General features: G+C 35.3%; 26 protein-coding genes. 6 read left to right on the forward strand and 20 right to left on the reverse strand.

What is annotated here, in order from left to right:
* Positions 1-87: 87 nt before the first annotated feature.
* On the reverse strand, positions 88-468 hold the full coding sequence (locus ABC228_RS05060) for a DUF3397 domain-containing protein (protein WP_345823994.1): 381 nt from the start codon (positions 466-468) through the stop codon (positions 88-90).
* A 188-nt stretch (positions 469-656) separates the two neighbouring features.
* Between ABC228_RS05060 and ABC228_RS05065 the strand changes: the two genes are divergently transcribed.
* Positions 657-1,136, forward strand: a complete 480-nt coding sequence (locus ABC228_RS05065) for an N-acetyltransferase (RefSeq protein WP_345823995.1) — start codon at positions 657-659, stop codon at positions 1,134-1,136.
* A gap of 93 nt (positions 1,137-1,229) precedes the next feature.
* Here the strand turns inward: ABC228_RS05065 and ABC228_RS05070 are convergent, their stop codons facing one another.
* The 4 genes from ABC228_RS05070 to ABC228_RS05085 form a co-directional block, all read right to left on the reverse strand.
* Positions 1,230-1,709 (reverse strand): RsfA family transcriptional regulator, encoded by a 480-nt coding sequence (locus ABC228_RS05070; RefSeq protein WP_345823996.1) that lies wholly within the window; start codon positions 1,707-1,709, stop codon positions 1,230-1,232.
* Positions 1,710-1,801: 92 nt separating this feature from the next.
* Entirely contained in the window at positions 1,802-2,566 is a 765-nt protein-coding gene (locus tag ABC228_RS05075; protein ID WP_345823997.1) for an enoyl-CoA hydratase/isomerase family protein, read from the reverse strand.
* Between the two features lie 98 nt (positions 2,567-2,664).
* Complete coding sequence (gene rpmF / locus ABC228_RS05080) at positions 2,665-2,838, reverse strand: 50S ribosomal protein L32 (RefSeq protein WP_345823998.1); 174 nt, start codon at positions 2,836-2,838, stop codon at positions 2,665-2,667.
* A gap of 43 nt (positions 2,839-2,881) precedes the next feature.
* Entirely contained in the window at positions 2,882-3,409 is a 528-nt protein-coding gene (locus ABC228_RS05085) for a YceD family protein (protein WP_345823999.1), read from the reverse strand.
* A 200-nt stretch (positions 3,410-3,609) separates the two neighbouring features.
* Here ABC228_RS05085 and ABC228_RS05090 point away from each other — a divergent pair, with 200 nt between their 5' ends.
* Entirely contained in the window at positions 3,610-4,824 is a 1,215-nt protein-coding gene (locus ABC228_RS05090) for a nucleotidyltransferase (RefSeq protein WP_345824000.1), read from the forward strand.
* 50 nt (positions 4,825-4,874) lie between these two features.
* Here ABC228_RS05090 and ABC228_RS05095 read toward each other — a convergent pair whose 3' ends face one another.
* Positions 4,875-5,897: a SepM family pheromone-processing serine protease gene (locus tag ABC228_RS05095; protein WP_345824001.1), complete on the reverse strand. Its 1,023-nt coding sequence runs from the start codon at positions 5,895-5,897 to the stop codon at positions 4,875-4,877.
* 231 nt (positions 5,898-6,128) lie between these two features.
* Here ABC228_RS05095 and ylbJ point away from each other — a divergent pair, with 231 nt between their 5' ends.
* A complete protein-coding gene (gene ylbJ / locus ABC228_RS05100; RefSeq protein WP_345824002.1) occupies positions 6,129-7,340 on the forward strand; it encodes a sporulation integral membrane protein YlbJ in 1,212 nt (403 codons plus the stop codon).
* A gap of 90 nt (positions 7,341-7,430) precedes the next feature.
* On the opposite strand, the gene coaD is transcribed toward ylbJ, so the two are convergent.
* The 7 genes from coaD to ABC228_RS05135 all read right to left on the reverse strand — a co-directional run bounded on the left by coaD (position 7,431) and on the right by ABC228_RS05135 (position 11,568).
* A complete protein-coding gene (gene coaD / locus ABC228_RS05105) occupies positions 7,431-7,916 on the reverse strand; it encodes a pantetheine-phosphate adenylyltransferase (RefSeq protein ID WP_345824003.1) in 486 nt (161 codons plus the stop codon).
* A gap of 33 nt (positions 7,917-7,949) precedes the next feature.
* On the reverse strand, positions 7,950-8,507 hold the full coding sequence (gene rsmD, locus ABC228_RS05110) for a 16S rRNA (guanine(966)-N(2))-methyltransferase RsmD (RefSeq protein WP_345824004.1): 558 nt from the start codon (positions 8,505-8,507) through the stop codon (positions 7,950-7,952).
* A 385-nt stretch (positions 8,508-8,892) separates the two neighbouring features.
* A complete protein-coding gene (locus ABC228_RS05115) occupies positions 8,893-9,168 on the reverse strand; it encodes a YlbG family protein (protein ID WP_345824005.1) in 276 nt (91 codons plus the stop codon).
* A 75-nt stretch (positions 9,169-9,243) separates the two neighbouring features.
* Positions 9,244-9,684 (reverse strand): YlbF/YmcA family competence regulator, encoded by a 441-nt coding sequence (locus ABC228_RS05120; protein ID WP_345824006.1) that lies wholly within the window; start codon positions 9,682-9,684, stop codon positions 9,244-9,246.
* 54 nt (positions 9,685-9,738) lie between these two features.
* Complete coding sequence (locus tag ABC228_RS05125; RefSeq protein ID WP_345824007.1) at positions 9,739-9,972, reverse strand: YlbE-like family protein; 234 nt, start codon at positions 9,970-9,972, stop codon at positions 9,739-9,741.
* An 8-nt stretch (positions 9,973-9,980) separates the two neighbouring features.
* Entirely contained in the window at positions 9,981-10,367 is a 387-nt protein-coding gene (ylbD, locus tag ABC228_RS05130; RefSeq protein ID WP_345824008.1) for a YlbD family protein, read from the reverse strand.
* 130 nt (positions 10,368-10,497) lie between these two features.
* Positions 10,498-11,568, reverse strand: a complete 1,071-nt coding sequence (locus ABC228_RS05135) for a CAP domain-containing protein (protein WP_345824009.1) — start codon at positions 11,566-11,568, stop codon at positions 10,498-10,500.
* 265 nt (positions 11,569-11,833) lie between these two features.
* Between ABC228_RS05135 and ABC228_RS05140 the strand changes: the two genes are divergently transcribed.
* Positions 11,834-12,202 (forward strand): YugN family protein, encoded by a 369-nt coding sequence (locus ABC228_RS05140; RefSeq protein WP_345824010.1) that lies wholly within the window; start codon positions 11,834-11,836, stop codon positions 12,200-12,202.
* A 170-nt stretch (positions 12,203-12,372) separates the two neighbouring features.
* Positions 12,373-13,416: a sporulation integral membrane protein YtvI gene (ytvI, locus tag ABC228_RS05145; RefSeq protein ID WP_345824011.1), complete on the forward strand. Its 1,044-nt coding sequence runs from the start codon at positions 12,373-12,375 to the stop codon at positions 13,414-13,416.
* 37 nt (positions 13,417-13,453) lie between these two features.
* Here ytvI and ABC228_RS05150 read toward each other — a convergent pair whose 3' ends face one another.
* The 7 genes from ABC228_RS05150 to cyoE all read right to left on the reverse strand — a co-directional run bounded on the left by ABC228_RS05150 (position 13,454) and on the right by cyoE (position 19,924).
* A complete protein-coding gene (locus ABC228_RS05150) occupies positions 13,454-13,909 on the reverse strand; it encodes a DUF420 domain-containing protein (RefSeq protein WP_345824012.1) in 456 nt (151 codons plus the stop codon).
* Positions 13,910-13,968: 59 nt separating this feature from the next.
* Positions 13,969-14,886: a cytochrome c oxidase assembly factor CtaG gene (ctaG, locus tag ABC228_RS05155; protein WP_345824013.1), complete on the reverse strand. Its 918-nt coding sequence runs from the start codon at positions 14,884-14,886 to the stop codon at positions 13,969-13,971.
* A 140-nt stretch (positions 14,887-15,026) separates the two neighbouring features.
* Positions 15,027-15,338, reverse strand: a complete 312-nt coding sequence (gene ctaF / locus ABC228_RS05160; protein WP_345824014.1) for a cytochrome c oxidase subunit IVB — start codon at positions 15,336-15,338, stop codon at positions 15,027-15,029.
* Positions 15,339-15,341: 3 nt separating this feature from the next.
* The gene (locus tag ABC228_RS05165) at positions 15,342-15,965 is read right to left on the reverse strand and encodes a cytochrome (ubi)quinol oxidase subunit III (RefSeq protein WP_345824015.1); all 624 of its coding nucleotides are present in this window, start codon (positions 15,963-15,965) and stop codon (positions 15,342-15,344) included.
* A 1-nt stretch (position 15,966) separates the two neighbouring features.
* Positions 15,967-17,817, reverse strand: a complete 1,851-nt coding sequence (gene ctaD / locus ABC228_RS05170; protein WP_345824016.1) for a cytochrome c oxidase subunit I — start codon at positions 17,815-17,817, stop codon at positions 15,967-15,969.
* A 46-nt stretch (positions 17,818-17,863) separates the two neighbouring features.
* Positions 17,864-18,916 carry a cytochrome c oxidase subunit II gene (gene coxB / locus ABC228_RS05175; RefSeq protein WP_345824017.1) on the reverse strand — a complete coding sequence of 351 codons (1,053 nt, stop codon included), beginning with the start codon at positions 18,914-18,916 and terminating at the stop codon, positions 17,864-17,866.
* A gap of 63 nt (positions 18,917-18,979) precedes the next feature.
* Positions 18,980-19,924, reverse strand: coding sequence for a heme o synthase (gene cyoE / locus ABC228_RS05180; protein ID WP_345824018.1), 945 nt, complete (start codon positions 19,922-19,924; stop codon positions 18,980-18,982).
* Positions 19,925-20,471: 547 nt separating this feature from the next.
* Between cyoE and ABC228_RS05185 the strand changes: the two genes are divergently transcribed.
* Positions 20,472-21,422, forward strand: coding sequence for a COX15/CtaA family protein (locus ABC228_RS05185; protein WP_345824019.1), 951 nt, complete (start codon positions 20,472-20,474; stop codon positions 21,420-21,422).
* The last annotated feature ends 22 nt before the right edge of the window (positions 21,423-21,444 follow it).

Here is a 21,444-nt window from a genome sequence, read left to right on the forward strand (position 1 = left end):
GAGTCTAAAAGCCATTTTATGTTACATAACTATTCGTATTGTACTAAAAAGAATTGATTATTTCATGTAATCTGTTTGTGAATATTGTTATTTCAGCATGTGATCAATAATTCCGTAGACGACAAGAATAATATAGAGAATGAAAAAAAGGAGAAAGCTTAACCTCCACAACAATTTAAACGCTCTACCATAATCTATTTCAGTATTTCTTTTCCATTGATTCACAATTAGAAAGGTTAAAATAAGGAGCATTACAACAAAAATATCCCCGATAAAGAAGCTTTCGAATAAATAGGTTAACATGGTGTTAACAGCAAGAATATAAAGTACTGTTGTCCAATTAATTGCCTTGTGAAAAGCCCTTATTGGATTCCCATAGATATACTTTAAGATGTAATAAACAACAATCGTACTAAATATTGGTAATGTGATTAGAAACGCTAGTATAAATAAGATAAGTTCACCCATTCGTTATTGTAACCCCTTCAAGCACTCTTGATTTATCATTTCTTAATTGTAACAAAATATCGATATTCTGTGCTTATTTCTTCCTAACAATTTTTAATAATACTTAATGTTAGTTTAATTCTTTGAGAATTTATATTATAATAATACTAAAATAAATAATTTTTCTGACAACAAAGGGGTTGGGTTAGATGAACGATGTAAGAGTTGAAAGACTATTAATCAATTATAAAACTTTAGAAGAATTTAAGCGCTTTAAAGAGTATGGTAATCAGGAATTATCCATGTTAGAAGATTTACAATCTAATATTGTGGAGAATGATAGTGAATCACCATTCTATGGGATTTATTATGGAGACACCTTAATAGCCAGGATGAGCTTGTATAAGGTGGACAAAAAATATGACCAATATTTTGAGCCATCACATGATTATCTTGAGCTTTGGAAGCTGGAAGTGTTACCACACTATCAAGGTAAAGGCTTCGGAAAAAAATTAGTTGACTTTGCAAAGCAGGATAATTTACCAATAAAAACAAATCCAAGAGTAAATTCACATGGCTTTTGGGAGAAGATGGGATTTCAAAAAGCGAAATATGAGATGGAAAGAGACTTCGGTCAAAATCCTTTACTTTGGTTACCAGAAGGAGTTAATGAACGTATCATTAACTAATTCATAAGCGTTTTCATTAGATAAAAGACATGAATGATGTTCATGTCTTTTATCATGTAAAATTATATAAATGCAGCAATGATAGAACCAAAATTATTTTTTGTTCTTGATCCATTGCCATAGGTTGCCCATTTCTTCCCAGGCATTTTCATAACGTTGTAATTGCATCTTCAGTTTTTCATTTTCTTCTTCCAACTTAGATAATAGCTTTTCCTGTTCTTTTTTGGCTAAATCTTGATGTTGAGCAAAATTAGTTTTCATCTTCTCGAGCAACATAATAGCAGACTCTATCGTATCTTTCTCTTGATCTAATTTTAAAGCTTCATTTCCCCAATTTGGTTTTCTACCGCCAAGCTTCCTTTCTTCCTTTGCACGTTGTATTTCTTCCTGATATTGTTTACGTATTGTAGCGTTCCACCTGAACCCACACGCAGCAGAGGTTCTGGATAGCTGCTTCGCTACATCCTTAAACGCCTCTAGCTGCGTTTTTCCTTCTCGAATATAGCGAAGCACTGTTTCTGCTAATATAACATCCTCATCCTCTGTCCAGGCATCCTGCCTTGTTGCATTCATAACATCACTCCTTATCTATTTGCTATCAATGTATGCAGAAAATAGGAGTGATAGAATAATTCTTTACCATAAAGTTATAATTCTTTTATATACTAGCTTCTATTATGGAAATCAGTAACGGCTTTTTTATGTGCCTCTGATTCCCATAGTGATGCACATTTTTGAACTTCCCTTTTCATCTTGTCCTCTAAACCTATTACGCCTATTGTATCTAGGAAAAGTTCCTTTAGTATTTCCATTTGTTTGAAAGATTTGGTTAAATAAGGCTTTAGTAGTTTATCTGTATCTTCCCATTCACTTTCCTCCACTATTCTATGAATCCACCCTTTTTCCCGTAAAGCCTCCGCTTCATATAGGCTTCCTTCCATTATCCATTGATTGGAAAAGCTATGGTGCACTCTTCTGGCTAACAGCACACCGCCTCCCCAGCCAGGTATAATACCAAGATTTGTTTGAACAAAACCATATTTTGTGTTGTTCTTTGCGATACGAATATCACAAGCTGTTGCTAGCTCACATCCTCCACCCACTGCACTTCCATTTAACAGAGCAATAGTGGGGATAGGAATCGTTGCTAATTCATATAAAACCTGCATCATTTTGATAAGACTGTCAAATGCCTCATGTTCTGAAAGATTTCCGTGCATTTCATTTAAATCTCCACCCGCACAGAACGTCCTCTCCCCTGCACCAGTTACGACAAGGAATTTAATCTTGTCTTTTTTTGCAAATTGAATACATTGCATAAGCTCTTCGGCCATTGCTAATGATATGGCATTTCTTTTGTTAGGTCGATTCAATGTGATTATTCCATATTCTTTTTCAGTTATTCTTTCATATATAACCGTTTCTGTCATCTAGTTACCTCCTATATCTGTATCTATTGAATAAGCTATATGTACAAAAAAAACAGACCACAACTTGCTGTGATCTGCTTTTTCATTCGATAGATTTATTAGTTGTTAACAACTTCTTTTCCATCATAATGCCCACAAGATTTACATACATGGTGTGGTTTTGTTAGTTCACCACAATTTGAACATTCTACCATGCCAGGCACGTGTAATTTTTTATGAGTACGACGTTGTCTTTTAACTTTTTTAGAAGTTCTTTGTTTAGGTACTGCCATGACTTACACCTCCTTCAAATACGAAAGCAAAAACATGAATATCTCATTTTTCTTTCTCGTTATCTTTAAATAATGACTCCAGTTTTTTAAAACGTGGATCAATTTTCGCTTCTTCAGGCTTCTCTGAAAGTACTTCCCAGCCATTTCCCTTATGAAGCGTATCCTTCTCGGGATCCGCATCATCGGAAAAAACTCGAAAAGGAACCTCCAATAGAATATTTTCCTTTATATACGGCATTAAGTCAAGCACTTCTCCATCAATCGGATGAATTTCCGTATCATCTTCCTCATCATAATATGAGGAGCTGGAGAAGATCTCCTCTGCTTTAATTTCAAAAGGATATATTACATCAACAAGTGTACGTGCACAAGGTAACGTCATTTGACCAGTAATGGTAAATTTAAAAAAATATTGGTCGCCTTGCATCGTACAAACTCCTTGTACCTGAACAGGGCCAATCTTTCGAATATCATTGTTCATGGTTTCAAGTTCTGTAACATCTACTTCCGCAGAGAATTGATAAGGCTTGTTAAAGGCATTTTTCTTTAATTGTGCTAATGTAAATTTCATAATTTCACCTCAAGGCAACAAGAGTAATTTTAAAAGGAAAATGTACTTTTGTCAATATATTTTCTTTACAGTATAAAAAATAATTGAAATAATTCTCTTATTATTAGCATTCCCGTACCATATTTTCTATAATCAACCATAACAGGAAATATTAAGGGTAAAATTATATTATATATTTTATGGGATTCGGGAGGTTTTTTATGAATACTTGCGGTCTGATTGTAGAATATAATCCATTTCATAATGGACATGCTTACCATATTCAACAAGCAAAGAAAAAATCTAACGCAGATTGTATGATTGCTGTTATGAGCGGTTCCTTTTTGCAGCGCGGAGAACCTGCTGTTATCGATAAGTTTCATCGAGCAAAAGCTGCGATTTCCTCTGGTGTCGACATCGTAGTCGAATTACCATTTGTATTTGCAGTTCAAAGTAGTGATTTATTTTCCAAAGGAGCTGTTTTGACCCTTCATGAGTTGGGAGTTGACAGCATTTGTTTTGGCAGCGAATCCGGCAACATAAATAACTTTATTCAGGGTTATTCTGATTTTATCAACCAACAGCCTGTATACCAAGATGCTTTGAAGAAAGCATTAAACGAAGGATTAGCCTTTCCCGAAGCTAGTAGAAAGGCTTACCAATCAATTGGGCTTACGACAGAAGATATGGACTTATCACAACCGAATAATATTTTAGGGTTTAGTTATGTAAAGACAATATTGGAAAATCAGTTACCAATTCAGCCGTTAACGATAAAGCGAAAAAGCAGTAATTATCATGATTCCGAAATAACTGGCAATATAGCAAGTGCTACTAGTATACGTAAGCAGCTTTTTGAACATCAAGCTAGACTGTCTGATTTAACACATACGATGCCCTCGGCTACAATTACAGCACTAATGGAATATGAAGAAAAAGCACAGGCACTACATCATTGGGAAAGCTACTTTCCTCTCCTCCATTTTCGCGTGATTACGATGTCACTAGAACAGCTTTCACATATTCACGGGATGGAAGAAGGAATTGAATATCGCATCAAAAAGACTGCCAAGGAAGCAAAATCATTTCATGACTGGGTCGAACGCATTAAGACGAAACGATATACATGGACAAGAATTCAACGTATATTTGTACATTTACTAACCAATACCACAAAATGTGAAATCCAAACACTTACTAGCCAATCATCAGTACCATATGTTCGTTTATTAGGTATCAGTCAAAAAGGCCAAGATTACCTTAATACTAGAAAAAAGAAAATGGAGGTTCCGATTTACTCCAAGCTATCTCGAGATGTGCACCCGATGCTTGAAATAGAGGAGAGAGCTTCCAATACTTATTATAGTATTTTATCTTTTGCAAACAGATATACATTACAAAAGCAGGAATTCATGGGACCGGTTCTATTAAAATAATAGGATAAAAGAACGAACAGACTAATTCTTATAGTCTGTTCGTTCTCTATTTATTGTAATTCCTCTTCTAAATAATGTAATGCATCCTCAAAGGTATCAACCGGCACAATTACCATATCTGTACCAATTTCCTCAGCTTTTTTCTTTGCAACCTCATAGTTAGAATCTCCGCCTCTGCCACCTTCATTTGGAGCAAAGAATACCTCTATTCCTTCTCGATCAGCGGCTACAATCTTTTTATCAATCCCACCAATTCGACCTACATTACCGTTATAATCGATTTCTCCAGTACCAGCAATTTGATGTCCTTTAGTTAAATCACCTTCTGTAAGCTGATCATAGATTTCTAAAGAAAACATTAACCCTGCACTAGGACCACCAATACTACCACTTGCAAATGTAATTTCTGGACTAACACTTACATCACGATCTGTAACAAGCTGTATTCCAATTCCAATTTTATTGTCCGTACCTTCAAAAGCTTCAAGTGTTACTTCTTTTTCCAGTTCCTCTTCGTTACGTACTATAGTTAATCTAACCGTATTTCCTGCTTTTTTCGAATCTATATATGAAATAAGATCATCAGATTCACTAATTTCAGTGTCATCAATTCCGATAATGCGATCCCCCATTTTCAAGATTCCATCAGCCGGCATTCCATCTACTACACTTACAACATATACGCCATTATAGTCTATCGAAATATCCTCATTAGCTGCTGTATAAGCAACAACCGTCGAAGCTTCCTGAGAACTTTCCATCATATGTAATTGAGCTTGAAAGTATTCATCATCAGATATTCCCTCTGGCCGAACCTGATCCAGCGGTAATACATCATGATGTGGTAGGATTTTTGCTAATGCATATTGAATCGGTGTTGCTTGTCCACCTCTTACTGTAACTAAGTGGAAATCCCCCTCACTATCATCGCCATTATCCACTTGAACAATTGGGTTTAGAGCATCGGCTCCTCCTGGCTTTTGAATATAGTAAGGAAGATCATATGTACTAAGGAAAAATGCAATAATGATTGCAATCACAACCGAAAAAACCTGTCCTTTTGAAAATTTCATCTGTAGACCCCCTCTAAAGCTTCTTTTAAGGCCCATTATCATCCCATTTTTTTGTTAGATTTCAGTTTACTCTAAAAGTGTATGGCATAATCGGGCATTGTATGTGCGTATATTGATATAGATATCTACAACTTGTCTTATTAAATATTCGATGCACTATTTGAAGCTAAATTTATTTTACTACTATCAAAAAAATAAGTACAGTCAAGCTCTTTACTAGGAGGCAGTCATTTGAAGCAGATAGTTAAAACATTGGCATTGGCCGGGATAACTGTGTTCTTTGCCGTAACTCTAATTAAATATCCAAACGATGCATTAGAAGCTAGTATACGTGGACTCGACATGTGGTGGGAGGTTGTATTTCCATCCTTACTACCATTTTTTATAACATCAGAATTATTATTGAGTTTTGGAGTTGTAAAATTTCTAGGAGTGCTGTTCGAGGCAATTATGCGGCCATTATTTAACGTACCTGGTGTAGGTAGCTTTGCATGGATTATGGGGATGGCTAGTGGTTACCCTACTGGAGCAAAAATTTCTGTTCGATTAAGAGAAGAAAAGCAATTGACAAAAATTGAAGCAGAGCGTCTTGTGGCCTTTACAAACTCCTCAAGTCCATTATTTATTTTTGGCGCGATTTCAGTCGGTTTTTTCCACGATGCCAAGCTCGGACTGTTGTTAGCTATTTGTCACTACCTTGGAAATACTTTGACCGGAATCTGCATGCGTTTCTATGGGAGATCCTCTGAAAAACCAATAAAAAAAGAAAAACGAAGAGTTTCCTTGAAACGAGCATTTCAATTAATGCATGAGACAAGAATAAGGGATACTAGACCATTTGGTGAAATAATGGGGGATGCAGTAATTCATTCTATTAAGACCTTGGTCATGGTTGGTGGCTTTATCATCTTATTTTCAGTATTAAATAAAATGCTGTTTTTAATCGGATTGACACCTATTATTGCAATGTATTTTCATCAAATATTTAGCGTATTAATGCTTCCACTCGAATTAGCATTACCGTTTATTTCAGGATTATTTGAAATTACCCTTGGAGCAAACATGATATCAAAGGAGAGTATCGATCCGCTACTTTCTAGTATTATTATTATCAGTTTTATTTTAGGGTTTAATGGGTTCTCCATACAGGCACAGGTTGCAAGCATTATTTCGAAAACTGACATCCGATTTTATCCATACTTTTTTGCTCGTATATTACATGGATTTATTGCTAGTATTCTGACTATCTTGCTTTATAAGCCACTATATTTAGAACGACAAGTGTTTGATATGAGAGACATGCCTGTTATTACACCGATCGAAAAGAATGAATGGACTTCTACGCTAGAATTATTAGAAAGATTTGGGCCTATTCTTACCATTAGCTTTATCGGAATCAGTATTGCCTTACTCTACCGACGAATTTATAAAAATCATTCGTAACAAACGAAAAGTAGCTTGCAAAGTTCAAGTGCACCCGTTTTTTTAGACACGATCTAAAATAACGGGTGCACTTCAAGATAGTCGGCTTCTTTATTTGTGATTATATTTCTTCTTTAAGGCCTCCGCTACCACACTTGGAACTAAATCCATTACGTCCGCTTTATATTTGGCAACCTCTTTTACTATGCTCGAGCTTAAGAACGAATATTGATTATTCGTCATCATGAATAAGGTTTCGATTTTATTATCCAATTTACGGTTCATAGCAGTAATCTGCATTTCATATTCGAAATCACTAACCGCACGAAGTCCTCTTAATATTACCTGAGCATTTTTTTGATCTGCATATTCAATTAATAGCCCGGCGCTCGAATCTACCGTCACATTGGGAATATGTCTAGTGGATTCTTTAATTAACTCCATTCTCTCTTCTACCGAGAATAAAGGAGCCTTCGATTGATTGTTAAATACAGCTACAATAACTTCATCAAAAATCTTTGCGCCCCGCTCAATGATATCCAAATGCCCATAAGTAATCGGATCAAAGCTCCCTGGACAAATTGCTAGTCTTGTCATGCCAGCACCCCTTTGAATGATATGTATAATTTCCTATTGTTCTAAATGATAAATTGTAACACCAATGGTACCACCATAATCCGCTTGCTTTTTTATAGAGAATCTCCCTACAGAATTTGGTAAATGTTCACTTGAATCATGCTCACAATAGATAATACCATCTGCAGCCAATAAGTTTTCCCTTTCAATAGCCTCTAATAATTCACGGTAGCTATGTTTACCATATGGTGGATCTAGAAAGATTAAGTGAAATGAGAGTTCACGTTTTCCAGCTGCTGATAACGCTCTTAAGGCATCTGTTCGGTAAACTTCTATCTGACTTTCTAATTTTAAAGTAGTTATATTCTCACGAATGGTTTGAATAGCTTTTGGATGCTTGTCCACAAAAACACATTGTTCCATTCCACGGCTTAAGGCTTCTATTCCTAACGAACCGCTACCAGCAAATAAGTCTAAGCAGCTACCACCTTGAAAAAAGGGTCCAATCATTTGAAATACTGCTTCTTTTACCTTATCGGTTGTTGGCCTAGTAGATTTTCCTGGTACTGCCTTTAGTTGTCTTCCTTTATGTAATCCCGCGATTACACGCATTACACCACCTCATTCGTACATCACTCGTTACAATCCTACCATAAAGCAAATAGGTAAGAAAATAAAAATAATTGTTTTACAAAAAATCATCTAAACATGTATATAAATTTATCTCTTGTACATACTAGCATAATGGAACAGCTAATGCGTAGCTTGGTTGTTTCAAAACACGGAGAAGACTTACACTTCCCCATAAGTTCTCCTCCGGTTTCTCCTCTCCCTTTGCCTTTTTGTTTTCTAGCAAGAAAACAAAGGGACCTGCAGAAATTATTTCTGCAGGTTTTTTTATGTCCATCTCATAACACTAACGCATGTATTGAATTCCATGTATTTCGTGTCGTTGTCGTATGCACAAAAAAACCTCTGCGGATTTCCCGCAAAGGTATTATATCCCCATCTTATAATCATATTGCTTGGCTTTATCAGGCTTAGCATTTTCATATTCGGTACGAATAAAGGGCTTATAAGATCGATCAACTTTTGATACAAATGGGTATTTTAATAATTTTGCTTCCAACTCTTCCAAGCCTTCCTGTTCAACATATAGAACTGCATATTTCAATCTCTTCGATGTATAGATTAAATGTCCAAATCGTTTTAATTGTTTTATGTTCTTTGAATGTTGATACCAGACAACAATACCTTGTCTCTTTGTTCTCATGAAATATCCTCACATTTCAACTTATTTTGCAAATAGTTTAACAAAACAAATCATTAAGTTCAAATAGTAGCGAAACTAGGAAGCCTTACAACCACAGCCTCCACCGCTGCCACAGCCACAGCCGCTATCAGTTAGCGCTCCGCCATCTTTAGGAACTTTGATTTTGTCACTTACGCTAAATGCGATATATTGGCTAATTTCATCTAACATAGCTTGAAATTTTCTTTCTGCAATCTTATATGCTGCTACTTTATCATTTAAGTCCATTTCACGTTTTCTTGTGCGGACTAATTTCATTATTTCGGAATAATCTGGATGATATCTACCAAATCTTTGTACATCCTCATATTGATCCTTCACAGCATTAAAATCGTTAATAAGCTGCTGGGCTTCTGAATCATTGTCTAAAGCCAATTTAGCTTCTTGATATGCTTCGAATACTTCTGAATTGAGAACCATTCTTCCTAGCATTTCAGATCGATCCAGAATGTCTACATATTCTAGGGTAGCTATCATATGAAATCACCTCCACCAATATTTTATCATTTATACGGTGAAAATGAAAAACAATTAATCTTTCATCATTTCTGCAAATTGCAAAAGCATACCGATCATTTGAACATTTTGGTTTGCTTTATCCAGTCGTTGCGAAAATGTTTTACCATAAAACTGCTTTGATTCCTTATGAATATCCATAATACTAGATGGATTTCTTGTTAAATATCGATACCATTCAGGGTTATGTCGAACAAAATTCAATAGTTCTGGATTTGCTTGCAAGTGATTGTACACGTCTTTATGCATAGCTATCCCTAATCCCTAAACCAGTTAAAGGTTTGATTATTAGGTGTACCACTATTTTTTTTACTCCCCTGGTATTGATCAATTAATTCTTGTACCGTTGAAATGGCGCCACTCAACTGATGAACTTGCTTTTGTACTTTTTCGATATCGACATTCTCTGTCATTTTTAAAAGTTGATTAAATAACTCGGTTTTATTCTCCTTTTTCTCATTTGATTCAGTAGAGTTCTCTTTATATTCATCCCAGAATGGGTCATCTTCTCCAAGCAGAACCCATTTTTCATAATACTCTTGCCATGACCTCCCGCTCCTTCTTATTTCTTTTCGAAGGTCGGGGTGTTTATTAATAAAGCTTCTAAATTCGGCGATAGTAGGATGTACATTGTGTTCACTCACTTTTCTCACCCCATTACACTAGTTTGAAAATAATGCTCACTATTTCGTTCTTCTCTATAGTAAAATATGCCATTACTATCATTACTGTGAATTTTGCCTAAACAAAAAAACCGCAAATAAATGCGATTTTTTAAAATGGTTTCGATAAAAAATTTTGTGTATAGTATAGGCGATATACACCGACTCCTAGATGTGTATAGTCATCATGTAATAATGCCTTACGATGTCCTTCGCTATTCAGCCACCCTTCTACTGCTGCTGGAGCATCTACATACTGAGCTGCAATATTTTCACCAGCTGAAAAATAATTAATATCCTTTGCTTCTAATCGTTCTTTCAAACCGTCTCCATTCAAGCTGTAATGTGAAAAATAATTATTCTCCGACATATCCTTACTATGCAGGAATGCAACCTCACTGGCGTTATCCTCCCAAGTCAGTGTACCCTTATCAAAGCTATGACGAATAACATTGGTTATGTCAAAAATCTGTTGTTCCATTCCTTCCTCTACCTTTATCCACTCCTCATCCGTTAATGTGACTTCCTCCGGTAACTCACCTCTGTATTGTAGTCCATATGGTCGTTGACGAAGTAAAACCTCAGCAGTCATAATACGTACAGAAGAAAGCTTATTAGTAAAGGTATCAAAATAAGCTTGCAAGAATAAATCATTCGATAATTTGATTAGCGGACGCATTGTACGATCCTTTTCTTCTAATTGGAAGGTATAAGAAGAAATACCACTACTATACGTTACCTCGTCTAGTATCTCTTGTTCACTGTTTATAGTTTCATAGGATTCACCGATGCTTAAAGGATCAATATTAATATCCTTACCTGTAGCATAAATCGTCTGAATGGTGTCTTCCATAATTCCAAACTGAATATATTGTGTGGAGCTATTCGTATAGACCCACCAAGTATATCCGTAGCTACTTAAATCCTTGCGAACTGGTTCTCCTAACTGCTCCAATAATTCAGTTGTGCTTTTCCCTACCCACTTATATAAATCGCCATTAAATTTGTCGTTTACCAGAATATTTTCCGGTACGGTTTTCTTGCTTACATCATCTTTTTTTTGCGTGATAATATGATTAATACTGTCTATTGCCTCTTCTGGTTTAATGTCATTTTTCTCTAGTATATAAAAAGTAATGGTTGCAACGACTAAAAATAAAATAATCCCTCTAATAAAGCGCATCTTCAAATAACTCCCTCTACTATTTCTTATAGTAAACTATATGTATTACTATAAAAGAACATTCATATAAGATAAAATAATCTACTTAATTATATCAAGTTATCCCATTTTTTATTATAATTATACTAGTCGACTCTATTATTTGGTTACAATTTCATGACGAATAAAAATAGAAATCGTGCAAAATTTCCCCATTTTTCATTGCAACTTGGGGAAAATAATACTATTATAAATTTAGTGAGCAAAAATTTGTGAGGTGTAAATAATGAAACTAGAAAATTTAGGTATTGAAGATACAGTTGTTGATTTAAAACCATTGGATCATATTATGGGAAAGCATGCATTCATTCGTGCAGGTCAATGGGACTATGAACGCGTTACATACGATTATAAGATTGGTTCAAATGAAAATAATATAACATACTATATCCGTATACAAGGTTATGCCCTAGAGGGCGATGTTGATCGTGGTAATGCAGTAATCAAATTACTAACGCCACTTCTTGGAAAACATTATTATCCGCACGGAGTTGAGTATGGTGAAGAAGAGAACTTCCCAGAAAATCTAGTGGAACGTGCTAATAAAATCTTAGAAAAAGTTAGTGACGAACTCAAAGAATTAAAAGGTGAGTAATACTTTTTTAACCAGCTACTCAATTACTGGATGTAGCTGGTTTATTTTTTATTCTCTTCTTTTGGCTGGCAAGTAAATAAGTCCTATCCAAATGCATCAATTCATGCTATATTTTGTATAAGTAAATTACATAAAATTTTTCCGTTTTTTGGGGAAGGAGATCACTTTTTTTGTTCCGTAAAATAATGTTTTTTCTAATAGCAATAGTATTATTAATTATTGGCTATTTTGTATTGTCTATTTCTGTTCCACTAATCGTAGCATTTATTACAGCTTTAGCACTAAATCCAATAGTACGTTTTATTCAAAACAGAATAAAATTAAGCCGAAAAAATGCAGTTATTATTGTTTTTCTACTATTTCTAATCGTTATGGGAGTAGCTGGTACATTTTTAGTTACAAAGGCAGTTGGTCAAGCAATCAACTTTGTAGAAGATGTTCCATCTCATATCAATAAAATTAATGAGATCTACGGAGAATGGGAAGATCGATTTAGTCAATATGGAAAAAATCTTCCAGATGAATTTGTTAGAACGGTTACTGACAGTTTTAATAACTATGTTAACAGTGTTAGTACGACATTAAAAGAAAAAGTAACAATTAACAAGGTTGCTAGTATATTTGCTGAGGTTCCACAATATATTGTTAGTTTACTTGTATATTTAATAGCGTTATTTTTATTCATGCTCGAGATTCCTATTCTAAAGCAGAAAACATATATTTTCTTTAAAGAAGAAACTGCTAAAAAAGTAGCGTACATGAATTCTAAAATAAAAAGCGTTATTGTAGGCTTCTTTAAAGCACAATTTCTTGTAAGTCTGTTAATATTTGCTGTCTCCTTAATTGGTTTGTTCCTTATTACACCAGAGGTCGCCTTAATCATGTCTCTCATCATTTGGGTTATTGATCTAATACCAATTATTGGTTCCATTATCGTTCTTGGTCCTTGGGCATTAATCATGTTCATGGCTGGTAATGTAGAAATGGGTATTGAATTATCTATATTGGCCATTATTCTTCTAGCAATTAGAAGAACAGTAGAGCCTAAGGTTATGGGAAAACATATGGGACTATCCCCTCTTGCAACACTCATATCAATGTTCCTAGGACTTAAGGTTTTTGGAATACTTGGATTCATTATCGGACCATTGCTAGTAATCGTATATATTTCAGCTAGAGAAGCAGAAATTATCAAGCTAAATTTCAAAATATAAAAAAATGTGATAGCGCGATGCTATCACATTTTCTTTATTATATACCTAATATAGCCTTAATTAAGCTAGTCGTTTCTCCACCATGATAAAACACATAAAGTAGTAAATATACAATAATTCCTGTAATTGCTGTAAAGAACCAGATAATGGACGTAATCGGACCAATCTTTCGATGCTTACTAATCTTCCGTTTGAACGCCAAGAATAGCGTTACAATACCAAATACTGCTCCCGTAGTAGCTAATGTAATATGGAACACTAGGAAAATTGTATAATAAATCTCTAAGTTATCTGGGCCTCCAAAACTAGTATTTCCAAGAAATATTGTACGAGACATATAAATGATGAAAAACAATAATGCACTAATTGCAGCAGCAATCATCGTTTTCTTGTGAGCGCTTGGTCTATTTGTCGCAATGAATCTCCAGCCAATAGCTACCAAAATTGCACTCAGTAGAATAAACGATGTACTTATTGTAGGTAAAATTTCCATAAGAATAGCTCTCCTCTCTCTTAGTTTATTTATTTCGTAGATTGAAAAAGTAGTTTCCACTATTTATTTGCATCATGTGTACTAGTTGTTGGCAACGGATCAATCTTAAGCGTTTCAGGATTGAACCAAGAATAAAATACCCGTGCTAATATAACGCCATAGGTTATTTCTTGCATAATCTTCATAATAATCCCACCGAGCTGCTGATCTTCAAGCGTTCCCATTGAGGAAAACATTTCTGGACCAGATATCGTAAAGGATGATGCTAGCCCATTTAATACATCATTTGGTACACATAATGCTAATGCCTGAATCCACGCACCACTAGCACTGTAAGCAGCGTATAGTGGAACATCTGAGAAAATAATTAATACACAAGCAGGTGTTATCAAGACACTGTTACCAAATATATAGAAAATTTTCCCTAATGGTTTCATCTTATCAAATTCTTTGACTGGCGACATAATTGGAAACCAGACAAGGAAGGCAAACACTAGTAAAACAGCATGAATTAGTGTATGTGCTACCTGTGATGATTTCGTTAAGTCAAAAACAAACGGTAGATGATAAACCGAGAATAATGCATTAAACAATAAAATCGAAATCAATGGTAATGTTAGAAGTTTCATTACTGGTTTAATAAATGGTTTTAGTAGGATTTTTTCCCAAATCCATGTTGGAATTCCTTTAATTATTAATATCGGAAAAATAATTAAATAGATAGCCATTTGAATCATATGTGCTGAAAGCATGATATGGGTTAATAAATCGATTGGAGAACCCTTTACAAGGTACAACAAAATCAAGCCTATGTAAAAAAAGCTTTGTTGTTTGCCTGTAGGTTTTTCGCTAACACCAAACTTATGTCGGTATGGACCAGTAATTAGATAATATGATAATCCCAAACAGACAACAAATAAGAAGAAATATGGACTCCATAATGCACGAAATCCAAAAATTTGTAATTCAAGCCACATGTTTTTCACTCCATAGTAAACCTATTCTATCCCTAATTATAACCTATTTATTTTCATGGCACACATATATTATGTGACAACTTTTTAACTATAAAAAGAAAGAAAAAACCGGAGAATATTTTCCCCGGTTTTGTTAATTCCTACCACCAAATTACTAAGCTAAGTGCAGCTACAGTTAATATTGCAGCAAAGACACCACCGTAAATCATAGTTGCTACCATTTCATGACCTTTATCTTTCATATGCATGAAATAATAGAACTGAAATCCTACCTGTACGACTGCTAAAACTAGTAATAGTGGAATCGCAAGCATTTTATCCATCATATTCGTTCCTACAACCACGAAAGCTAAGATTGTAAAAAAGATCATTAAGGCAAATGTAATGACTTGCTTTTTCATTTCCTCTTTATGCTGTTGCTTATGAAATTCGGATTTGGTGTTATTTGCCATATGCTACGCCACCTTTCCCATTAGGTATACTACTGTAAAGATGAATACCCAAACAACATCAATAAAGTGCCAATACAAACTGAATGTATTAAACTTTGGTGCATTATAAAGGTTTAAGCCACGTTTTGCATTGCGAATCATTAAAGCAGATAACCATAAAAGACCAAATAGAACGTGTCCTCCATGAAATCCAACTAATGTATAGAATGCAGAACCAAATGCAGATGAGCGGAACGTGAAATGCTCACCATGAATATAATGATAGAACTCATAGATTTCACATCCAAGGAATACTAAACCAAGAAGTCCTGTAATTCCTAACCAAAGCTGCATTTTCTTAAAGTTATTATTTTTCATATGATACATTGCATATACACTAGTTAAAGAACTAGTCAATAATAGCATTGTCATCAGGAATACTAATTCTAAACCAAAAAGCTCCTCTGAAGTAGGTCCACCAGCTGTGGAGTTCTTTAAAGCTAAATACGTACCAAATAGGCTGGCAAATAGAACTGTTTCCCCGCCTAGGAAGAACCATAATCCTAGGAATTTGTTTTTCCCTTCAAGGGTTGCCTTTTCAGGGTTATGTGGCATTGTTTCTGGGTTTAAGGAATGATCGTGACCCATATTAGTCAGCCTCCCTTTCAAGTTCTTCTTTTGAAATATGATAACCTAAATCATCTTTCAATGAACGAGCTAACATACTTCCTAATGCAATTGCCATACCACCAAATAGTAGGATATAAGCTAGGTTCGTATCATTATGGTAAATGAATCCAAACCCTGCAATGAAGAATCCTAACGACATAATAAATGGAATGATAGAACCGTTTGGCATATGGATGTCACCCACTGGTTCAGCTGGTGTCATCTTGCCATTTCCTTCTGTTTTCTCAATCCATAGTGGATCAAGTCCGCGAACTAATGGAAGCTGTTTAAAGTTATAATATGGAGTTGGTGATTTAACAGCCCATTCCAATGTACGTCCACCCCATGGATCTTGTGGTGACGGTTCTTCTTTAAACCAAGAATAGAATGCATTAATTAGGAAGACAATGACACCAAATGCCATAAAGAAGGCACCAATTGTACTAATTAAGTTCCCAGTATCCAGTCCTTGCTCATCTAAGAATACCCAGTAACGACGTGGCATCCCCATTAAGCCTAAGAAGTGTTGAATAAAGAATGTTAAATGGAAACCAATAAAGAATGTCCAGAAAGCAAGCTTTCCTAATTTTTCATTTAGTACTCTTCTAAAGATTAATGGCCACCAATAATGTAAGCCAGCTAAGATACCAAATACTACCCCACCTACAATTACATAGTGGAAGTGTGCGACAACAAAGTAAGAATCATGGTATTGATAATCGGCAACTGAAGTTGCTAGCATAACACCAGTCATACCACCAATAGTAAAGGAAGGTATGAATGCTAATGACCATAGCATCGCAGAATTAATCGTAATACTTCCGCCCCATAACGTTAAGAGCCAGTTAAAGATTTTAATACCAGTCGGCACTGCGATTGCCATTGTGGCAACAGCAAAGATAGAGTTGGCAACTGGTCCCATACCTACTGTAAACATGTGGTGGGCCCATACCATAAAGCCTAGAAATGCAATTAATATTGTCGCAAATACCATTGCGGTATACCCAAATAGACGCTTTTTAGAGAATGTAGCGAAAATCTCACTAAAGACCCCAAATGCCGGTAAGATTAAAATGTAAACTTCTGGGTGACCGAAAATCCAGAATAAGTGTTGCCAAATTATTCCGTTACCACCTAGTGTTACATCAAAGAATGCCGCATCAAACATACGATCAAACATTAGTAAGAATAAACCAACTGTTAAAGCAGGGAAAGCAAATAAAATTAATACACTAACAACAAATGTTGTCCATGTGAACAAAGGCATACGCATGTATGTCATACCAGGTGCACGCATATTTACGATGGTAACAAGGAAGTTAATACCACCCATTAGCGTTCCTGCACCAGATATCTGTAGTCCTAATACATAATAATCAACTCCATGCCCAGGCGATTGAGTTGATAATGGTGAATAAGCTGTCCAGCCGGCATCTGGCGCACCAGTTAACCAACTTACATTAAGCATGATTCCACCAAATAAGAACAACCAAAAACCCAATGAGTTTACAAATGGAAACGCAACATCACGTGCTCCTATTTGCAATGGCATGACTGCGTTCATGAGCCCTAGTAACAACGGCATCGCCGCTAAGAAAATCATCGTTGTCCCATGCATTGTAATCATTTCATTGTATAAGCCAGCAGAGATAAAATTATTTTCTGGCTGAATTAATTGAATACGAATTATTAGCGCTTCTAACCCACCGAGTAGGAAAAAGAAACCACCTGCATAAATATATAGCTTACCTATTTTTTTATGGTCAACAGTAGTTAGATAATCCCAGAGAGCGGCAGTGAAGCTTTTATTCTGAGTAGTTGCTATACTCACAAAATAAACCTCCCTTTTCCATCTTCCATCCCAAATCTAAATCAGATTAGTTACCTGCATCTTCAGTAGTAATTTCAGAAGGCTTTAATTGTAATAGATAATCGGCAATTAAAGCAGCATCTTCTTCACTAAGTTCTGGATATTTACCAGTCATATTATTTCCAGGCTTAATTGATTCAGGGTCTAGTAACCATTCAATAAGTTTGTCTTTTGTCATTTCTTCTACTCCAGCAAGCTTAGAACGCTCTCCGAAGTTCGTTAAGTTAGGACCAACCTGTACTGGCGAAGATCCAACCGCGTGACAAGCAATACAATTATTTTCCTCGAATAATGCTCTACCATCAACAGCAGTTTGTGTCTCTGGCTGAGTTTCTGGATCAAAGTTTTGTAAATCAGCTACCCATTGATCAAACTCTTCTTGACTAACGACTACAATTTTGAAATCCATCAGTGAGTGTGAAGGTCCACATAGCTCAGCACATTTCCCCCAATACACCCCTTCTTCATATGCCTCGATATATAACGTGTTTTCATTCTCAGGGTTTACGTCCATTTTACCGGAAAGCGTAGGAACCCAAAGTGAATGGATTACGTCAGAGGATTTCATATTAAGGTATACTTTTTGGCCAACAGGAATGTACAAGTCTTGACTCGTTTGAATCTCTTGACCTTCATAATTAAAATGCCACCAATATTGGTTACCTGTTACAGTTACATTTAATGAATCCTTCGCTTCTGTTTCATCAGCTAACTTAAATGTATAAATAATTGTTGGCACCGCGATTATGATAATTAAAATTATCGGAATAACTGTCCAAACTGTTTCTAATGTTTTATTTCCTTCAACTTGTTTTGGTACAAAATCCTCTTGACCTTTCTTTTTACGGAAACGCACAAGAGCAATTGTAAAGATAACCATTACAATCAGAAGAACAAATAACATTATTACAGTAGGTAAAATTATTAGATCCAAAGATTTTTCTGCACCATAACCTTTAGGGTCTAAAGCTGTTAAGTTTTCCATACCACAGGCTGATAGAAATAACGCTACCAAGCTTAACAGGGATAATACCTTAAATTTTCCCATCCAACCTTTCATGTATTCATACCTCTCTTTCTATAATTCCTTCCTTATATATGTTAATTAGTAAGGATATCGTTTCTAAAAGGGTAATTCAATTGTGACAATCGCCATCGTTAAAAACATAATAACTAAATAGTTCAAGGAATAAACAAAAATCTTATTTGCCCATCCCATATCATCTTTAGTAAGAAATCCCCTTAGTCCAATTACAAGCCAACCAATATTTAATAAGCTTGCAACACATAAAAATATCGGTCCTAAAGAGAAAAGTAAAAATGGTAATGGCAACAGACAAGCAATATAAATGACAATTTGTCTCTTGGTAAACTCAAATCCATATACTACTGGAAGCATTGGTACACCTGCATAACGATATTCTTCTGTCTTCTTCATTGCTAGTGCAAGAAAATGTGGTGTTTGCCATACAAACATCAATAAGAACAATGCAACTGGAACAATATGTATACTTGGTTCAATTGCGGCCCAGCCTATTAGCGGTGGAACAGCTCCTGAAAAACTACCTACAATAGTATTCAATGTATACCTTCTCTTTGTCCACATTGTGTACAAAATGACATAGACAAACCACCCAAACATTGCAATTAATGCTGCCTCAATTGTCGTAAACACTAATAAGAGGAAGCCTATTGCAGTTGAAGATAATCCGAGCACTAATATCGTTTGCATCGACAAAGTTCCTGTGACTGTTGGACGAGTCTTCGTTCGAGTCATTAATGGATCAATGTCAGCATCATACCAATTGTTTAAGATACACCCACCAGCGATGACAAATGCCGTACCAGAAAGCGTTAGCAAAAGGATTTGCCAATTTTCTCGAAAAGCAGCATCTGTAAAGTGAAGTGCTAATAAGAATCCAGTGAATGCAGTAATCAAATTAGAATTTACAATACCAACCTTAATTAGTGCTTTCACATCACTTATTATAGTTGTTTCGCTTTTTAGTCCCGTTGATACATTAGCATCTCCCATAATTTGTGAGGAAGTCGTTTCTGCATTATCCATCGTGTATATCCCCCCTTCAACTCCCTAATAAAAAGGGACATATTAAATAAGCATACTTCATTTCATACTACTTGTTAATATTCCCCTAAAGTATGCTAACTATAATGCTAATTGTATCACGGTTTCCGTTTACAATCTATTTGCCCACAGGTAATATAATGCGATATCTTTCATAACTTCTGACAATTTCGTGAATTTCATAATAAAAATAAATAAAAGGCTAAACCGCCTTCAAATACCTATTGTACATATGTAAATGTCAACTTACTTAGTCAGAAGAATGAACTATTTTGCAGAATATCCCCTATACTATTTCTAGCAGACAATGAAAAACATTGCAAGGTTTTTTTCTTATTTTATGTTGTTGCTATCGTATTTAAGGTATAGTTTAACAATTCTGTGTCAATTCATGATTTCTCTATAAATTTAATTGATTTCTAGTATAGAAAAAGCTTATCATTGAGAGTGGAATAAAAAATAGAAACGTGAATCGTACTAACACAATTCCTTTAATTGTAACAACTAGAATAAAGTGAGGATTGAACAGATGATTAAAACATTAAAATGGCTAGCGGTGCTCGCTACTATCGGAATGGTTTTTGTCTTAATTGGTGGTGCACTCGTAACAAAAACTGAGTCTGGTGATGGTTGCGGTGATAGTTGGCCATTATGTAAGGGTGAGCTGGTACCTTCCGAAATAGATTTTGAATTGGTAATCGAATTGAGTCATCGATTAGTGTCTGGATCAGTCGGTATAGTGGTACTACTATTGGCATATCTATCTTGGAAGCATATCGGACATATTCGTGAAGTAAAGTTTCTTGCAATCCTATCCGTATTTTTTCTCGTACTACAAGGACTAATTGGTGCTGCAGCTGTAATCTGGGCACAATCTGACTTTGTACTTGCAGCACATTTCGGTATTTCACTTATTTCATTTGCTGCAATCTTTTTATTAATGTTACTTATATTTGAAATTGACAAGAAATTTGATGCAGCTTCTCTAGTCATTAAGAAGAAGCATCGAGTAGAGATTTATGCTCTGACAATCTATACATTAATCGTAGTATACACTGGTGCACTAGTAAGACATGCAAACGCCAACTTAGCTTGTGGTGATTGGCCATTTTGCACGAATACTACTCCATTTAATTTTTCGACCTTTAGATTTGAGCAATGGGTTCAGATGGGGCATCGTCTCGCTGCAGGAATCTTATTTTTGTGGACGCTAACACTATTTATTAGGATAATGAAAGATTATCGTCATAGTAAAGTCATGATTGGCGGTTGGATCGTAACGTTTTCATTAATATTACTACAGGTCTTCTTTGGGGCCATGATAATCTTTACGATGTTAAATCTTGGAATCGCATTACTGCATGCACTAGTGATTACGTGCTATTTTGGTATGTTAAGCTACTTCATCCTTTTATCAACCAGAAGCGCACTAATGGAACGAAGGAACCAAAAACCAGACGAATTAGCAAACATTAAATAACAGGTAGCAGAAAATTTTCTGC

The sequence above is a fragment of the Ornithinibacillus xuwenensis genome (assembly GCF_039614845.1).
GTDB lineage: Bacteria > Bacillota > Bacilli > Bacillales > Amphibacillaceae > Ornithinibacillus > Ornithinibacillus xuwenensis.

Coding starts and splice junctions, on each gene's coding strand:
- rpmF (WP_345823998.1), bottom strand. CDS start 2,838: ATGGCAGTACCTAAACAAAGAACTTCTAAAAAAGTTAAAAGACAACGT.
- ABC228_RS05070 (WP_345823996.1), bottom strand. CDS start 1,709: ATGAATGCAACAAGGCAGGATGCCTGGACAGAGGATGAGGATGTTATA.
- ABC228_RS05135 (WP_345824009.1), bottom strand. CDS start 11,568: ATGCGCTTTATTAGAGGGATTATTTTATTTTTAGTCGTTGCAACCATT.
- ABC228_RS05075 (WP_345823997.1), bottom strand. CDS start 2,566: ATGACAGAAACGGTTATATATGAAAGAATAACTGAAAAAGAATATGGA.
- cyoE (WP_345824018.1), bottom strand. CDS start 19,924: ATGGATAATGCAGAAACGACTTCCTCACAAATTATGGGAGATGCTAAT.
- rsmD (WP_345824004.1), bottom strand. CDS start 8,507: ATGCGTGTAATCGCGGGATTACATAAAGGAAGACAACTAAAGGCAGTA.
- coaD (WP_345824003.1), bottom strand. CDS start 7,916: ATGACAAGACTAGCAATTTGTCCAGGGAGCTTTGATCCGATTACTTAT.
- ABC228_RS05085 (WP_345823999.1), bottom strand. CDS start 3,409: ATGAAATTTACATTAGCACAATTAAAGAAAAATGCCTTTAACAAGCCT.
- ABC228_RS05120 (WP_345824006.1), bottom strand. CDS start 9,684: ATGATAGCTACCCTAGAATATGTAGACATTCTGGATCGATCTGAAATG.
- ctaF (WP_345824014.1), bottom strand. CDS start 15,338: ATGGCAAATAACACCAAATCCGAATTTCATAAGCAACAGCATAAAGAG.
- ABC228_RS05090 (WP_345824000.1), top strand. CDS start 3,610: ATGAATACTTGCGGTCTGATTGTAGAATATAATCCATTTCATAATGGA.
- ABC228_RS05140 (WP_345824010.1), top strand. CDS start 11,834: ATGAAACTAGAAAATTTAGGTATTGAAGATACAGTTGTTGATTTAAAA.
- ABC228_RS05185 (WP_345824019.1), top strand. CDS start 20,472: ATGATTAAAACATTAAAATGGCTAGCGGTGCTCGCTACTATCGGAATG.
- ABC228_RS05115 (WP_345824005.1), bottom strand. CDS start 9,168: ATGAGAACAAAGAGACAAGGTATTGTTGTCTGGTATCAACATTCAAAG.
- coxB (WP_345824017.1), bottom strand. CDS start 18,916: ATGAAAGGTTGGATGGGAAAATTTAAGGTATTATCCCTGTTAAGCTTG.
- ABC228_RS05165 (WP_345824015.1), bottom strand. CDS start 15,965: ATGGGTCACGATCATTCCTTAAACCCAGAAACAATGCCACATAACCCT.
- ABC228_RS05065 (WP_345823995.1), top strand. CDS start 657: ATGAACGATGTAAGAGTTGAAAGACTATTAATCAATTATAAAACTTTA.
- ABC228_RS05125 (WP_345824007.1), bottom strand. CDS start 9,972: ATGCATAAAGACGTGTACAATCACTTGCAAGCAAATCCAGAACTATTG.
- ABC228_RS05060 (WP_345823994.1), bottom strand. CDS start 468: ATGGGTGAACTTATCTTATTTATACTAGCGTTTCTAATCACATTACCA.
- ABC228_RS05095 (WP_345824001.1), bottom strand. CDS start 5,897: ATGAAATTTTCAAAAGGACAGGTTTTTTCGGTTGTGATTGCAATCATT.
- ctaG (WP_345824013.1), bottom strand. CDS start 14,886: ATGTGGCTTGAATTACAAATTTTTGGATTTCGTGCATTATGGAGTCCA.
- ABC228_RS05150 (WP_345824012.1), bottom strand. CDS start 13,909: ATGGAAATTTTACCTACAATAAGTACATCGTTTATTCTACTGAGTGCA.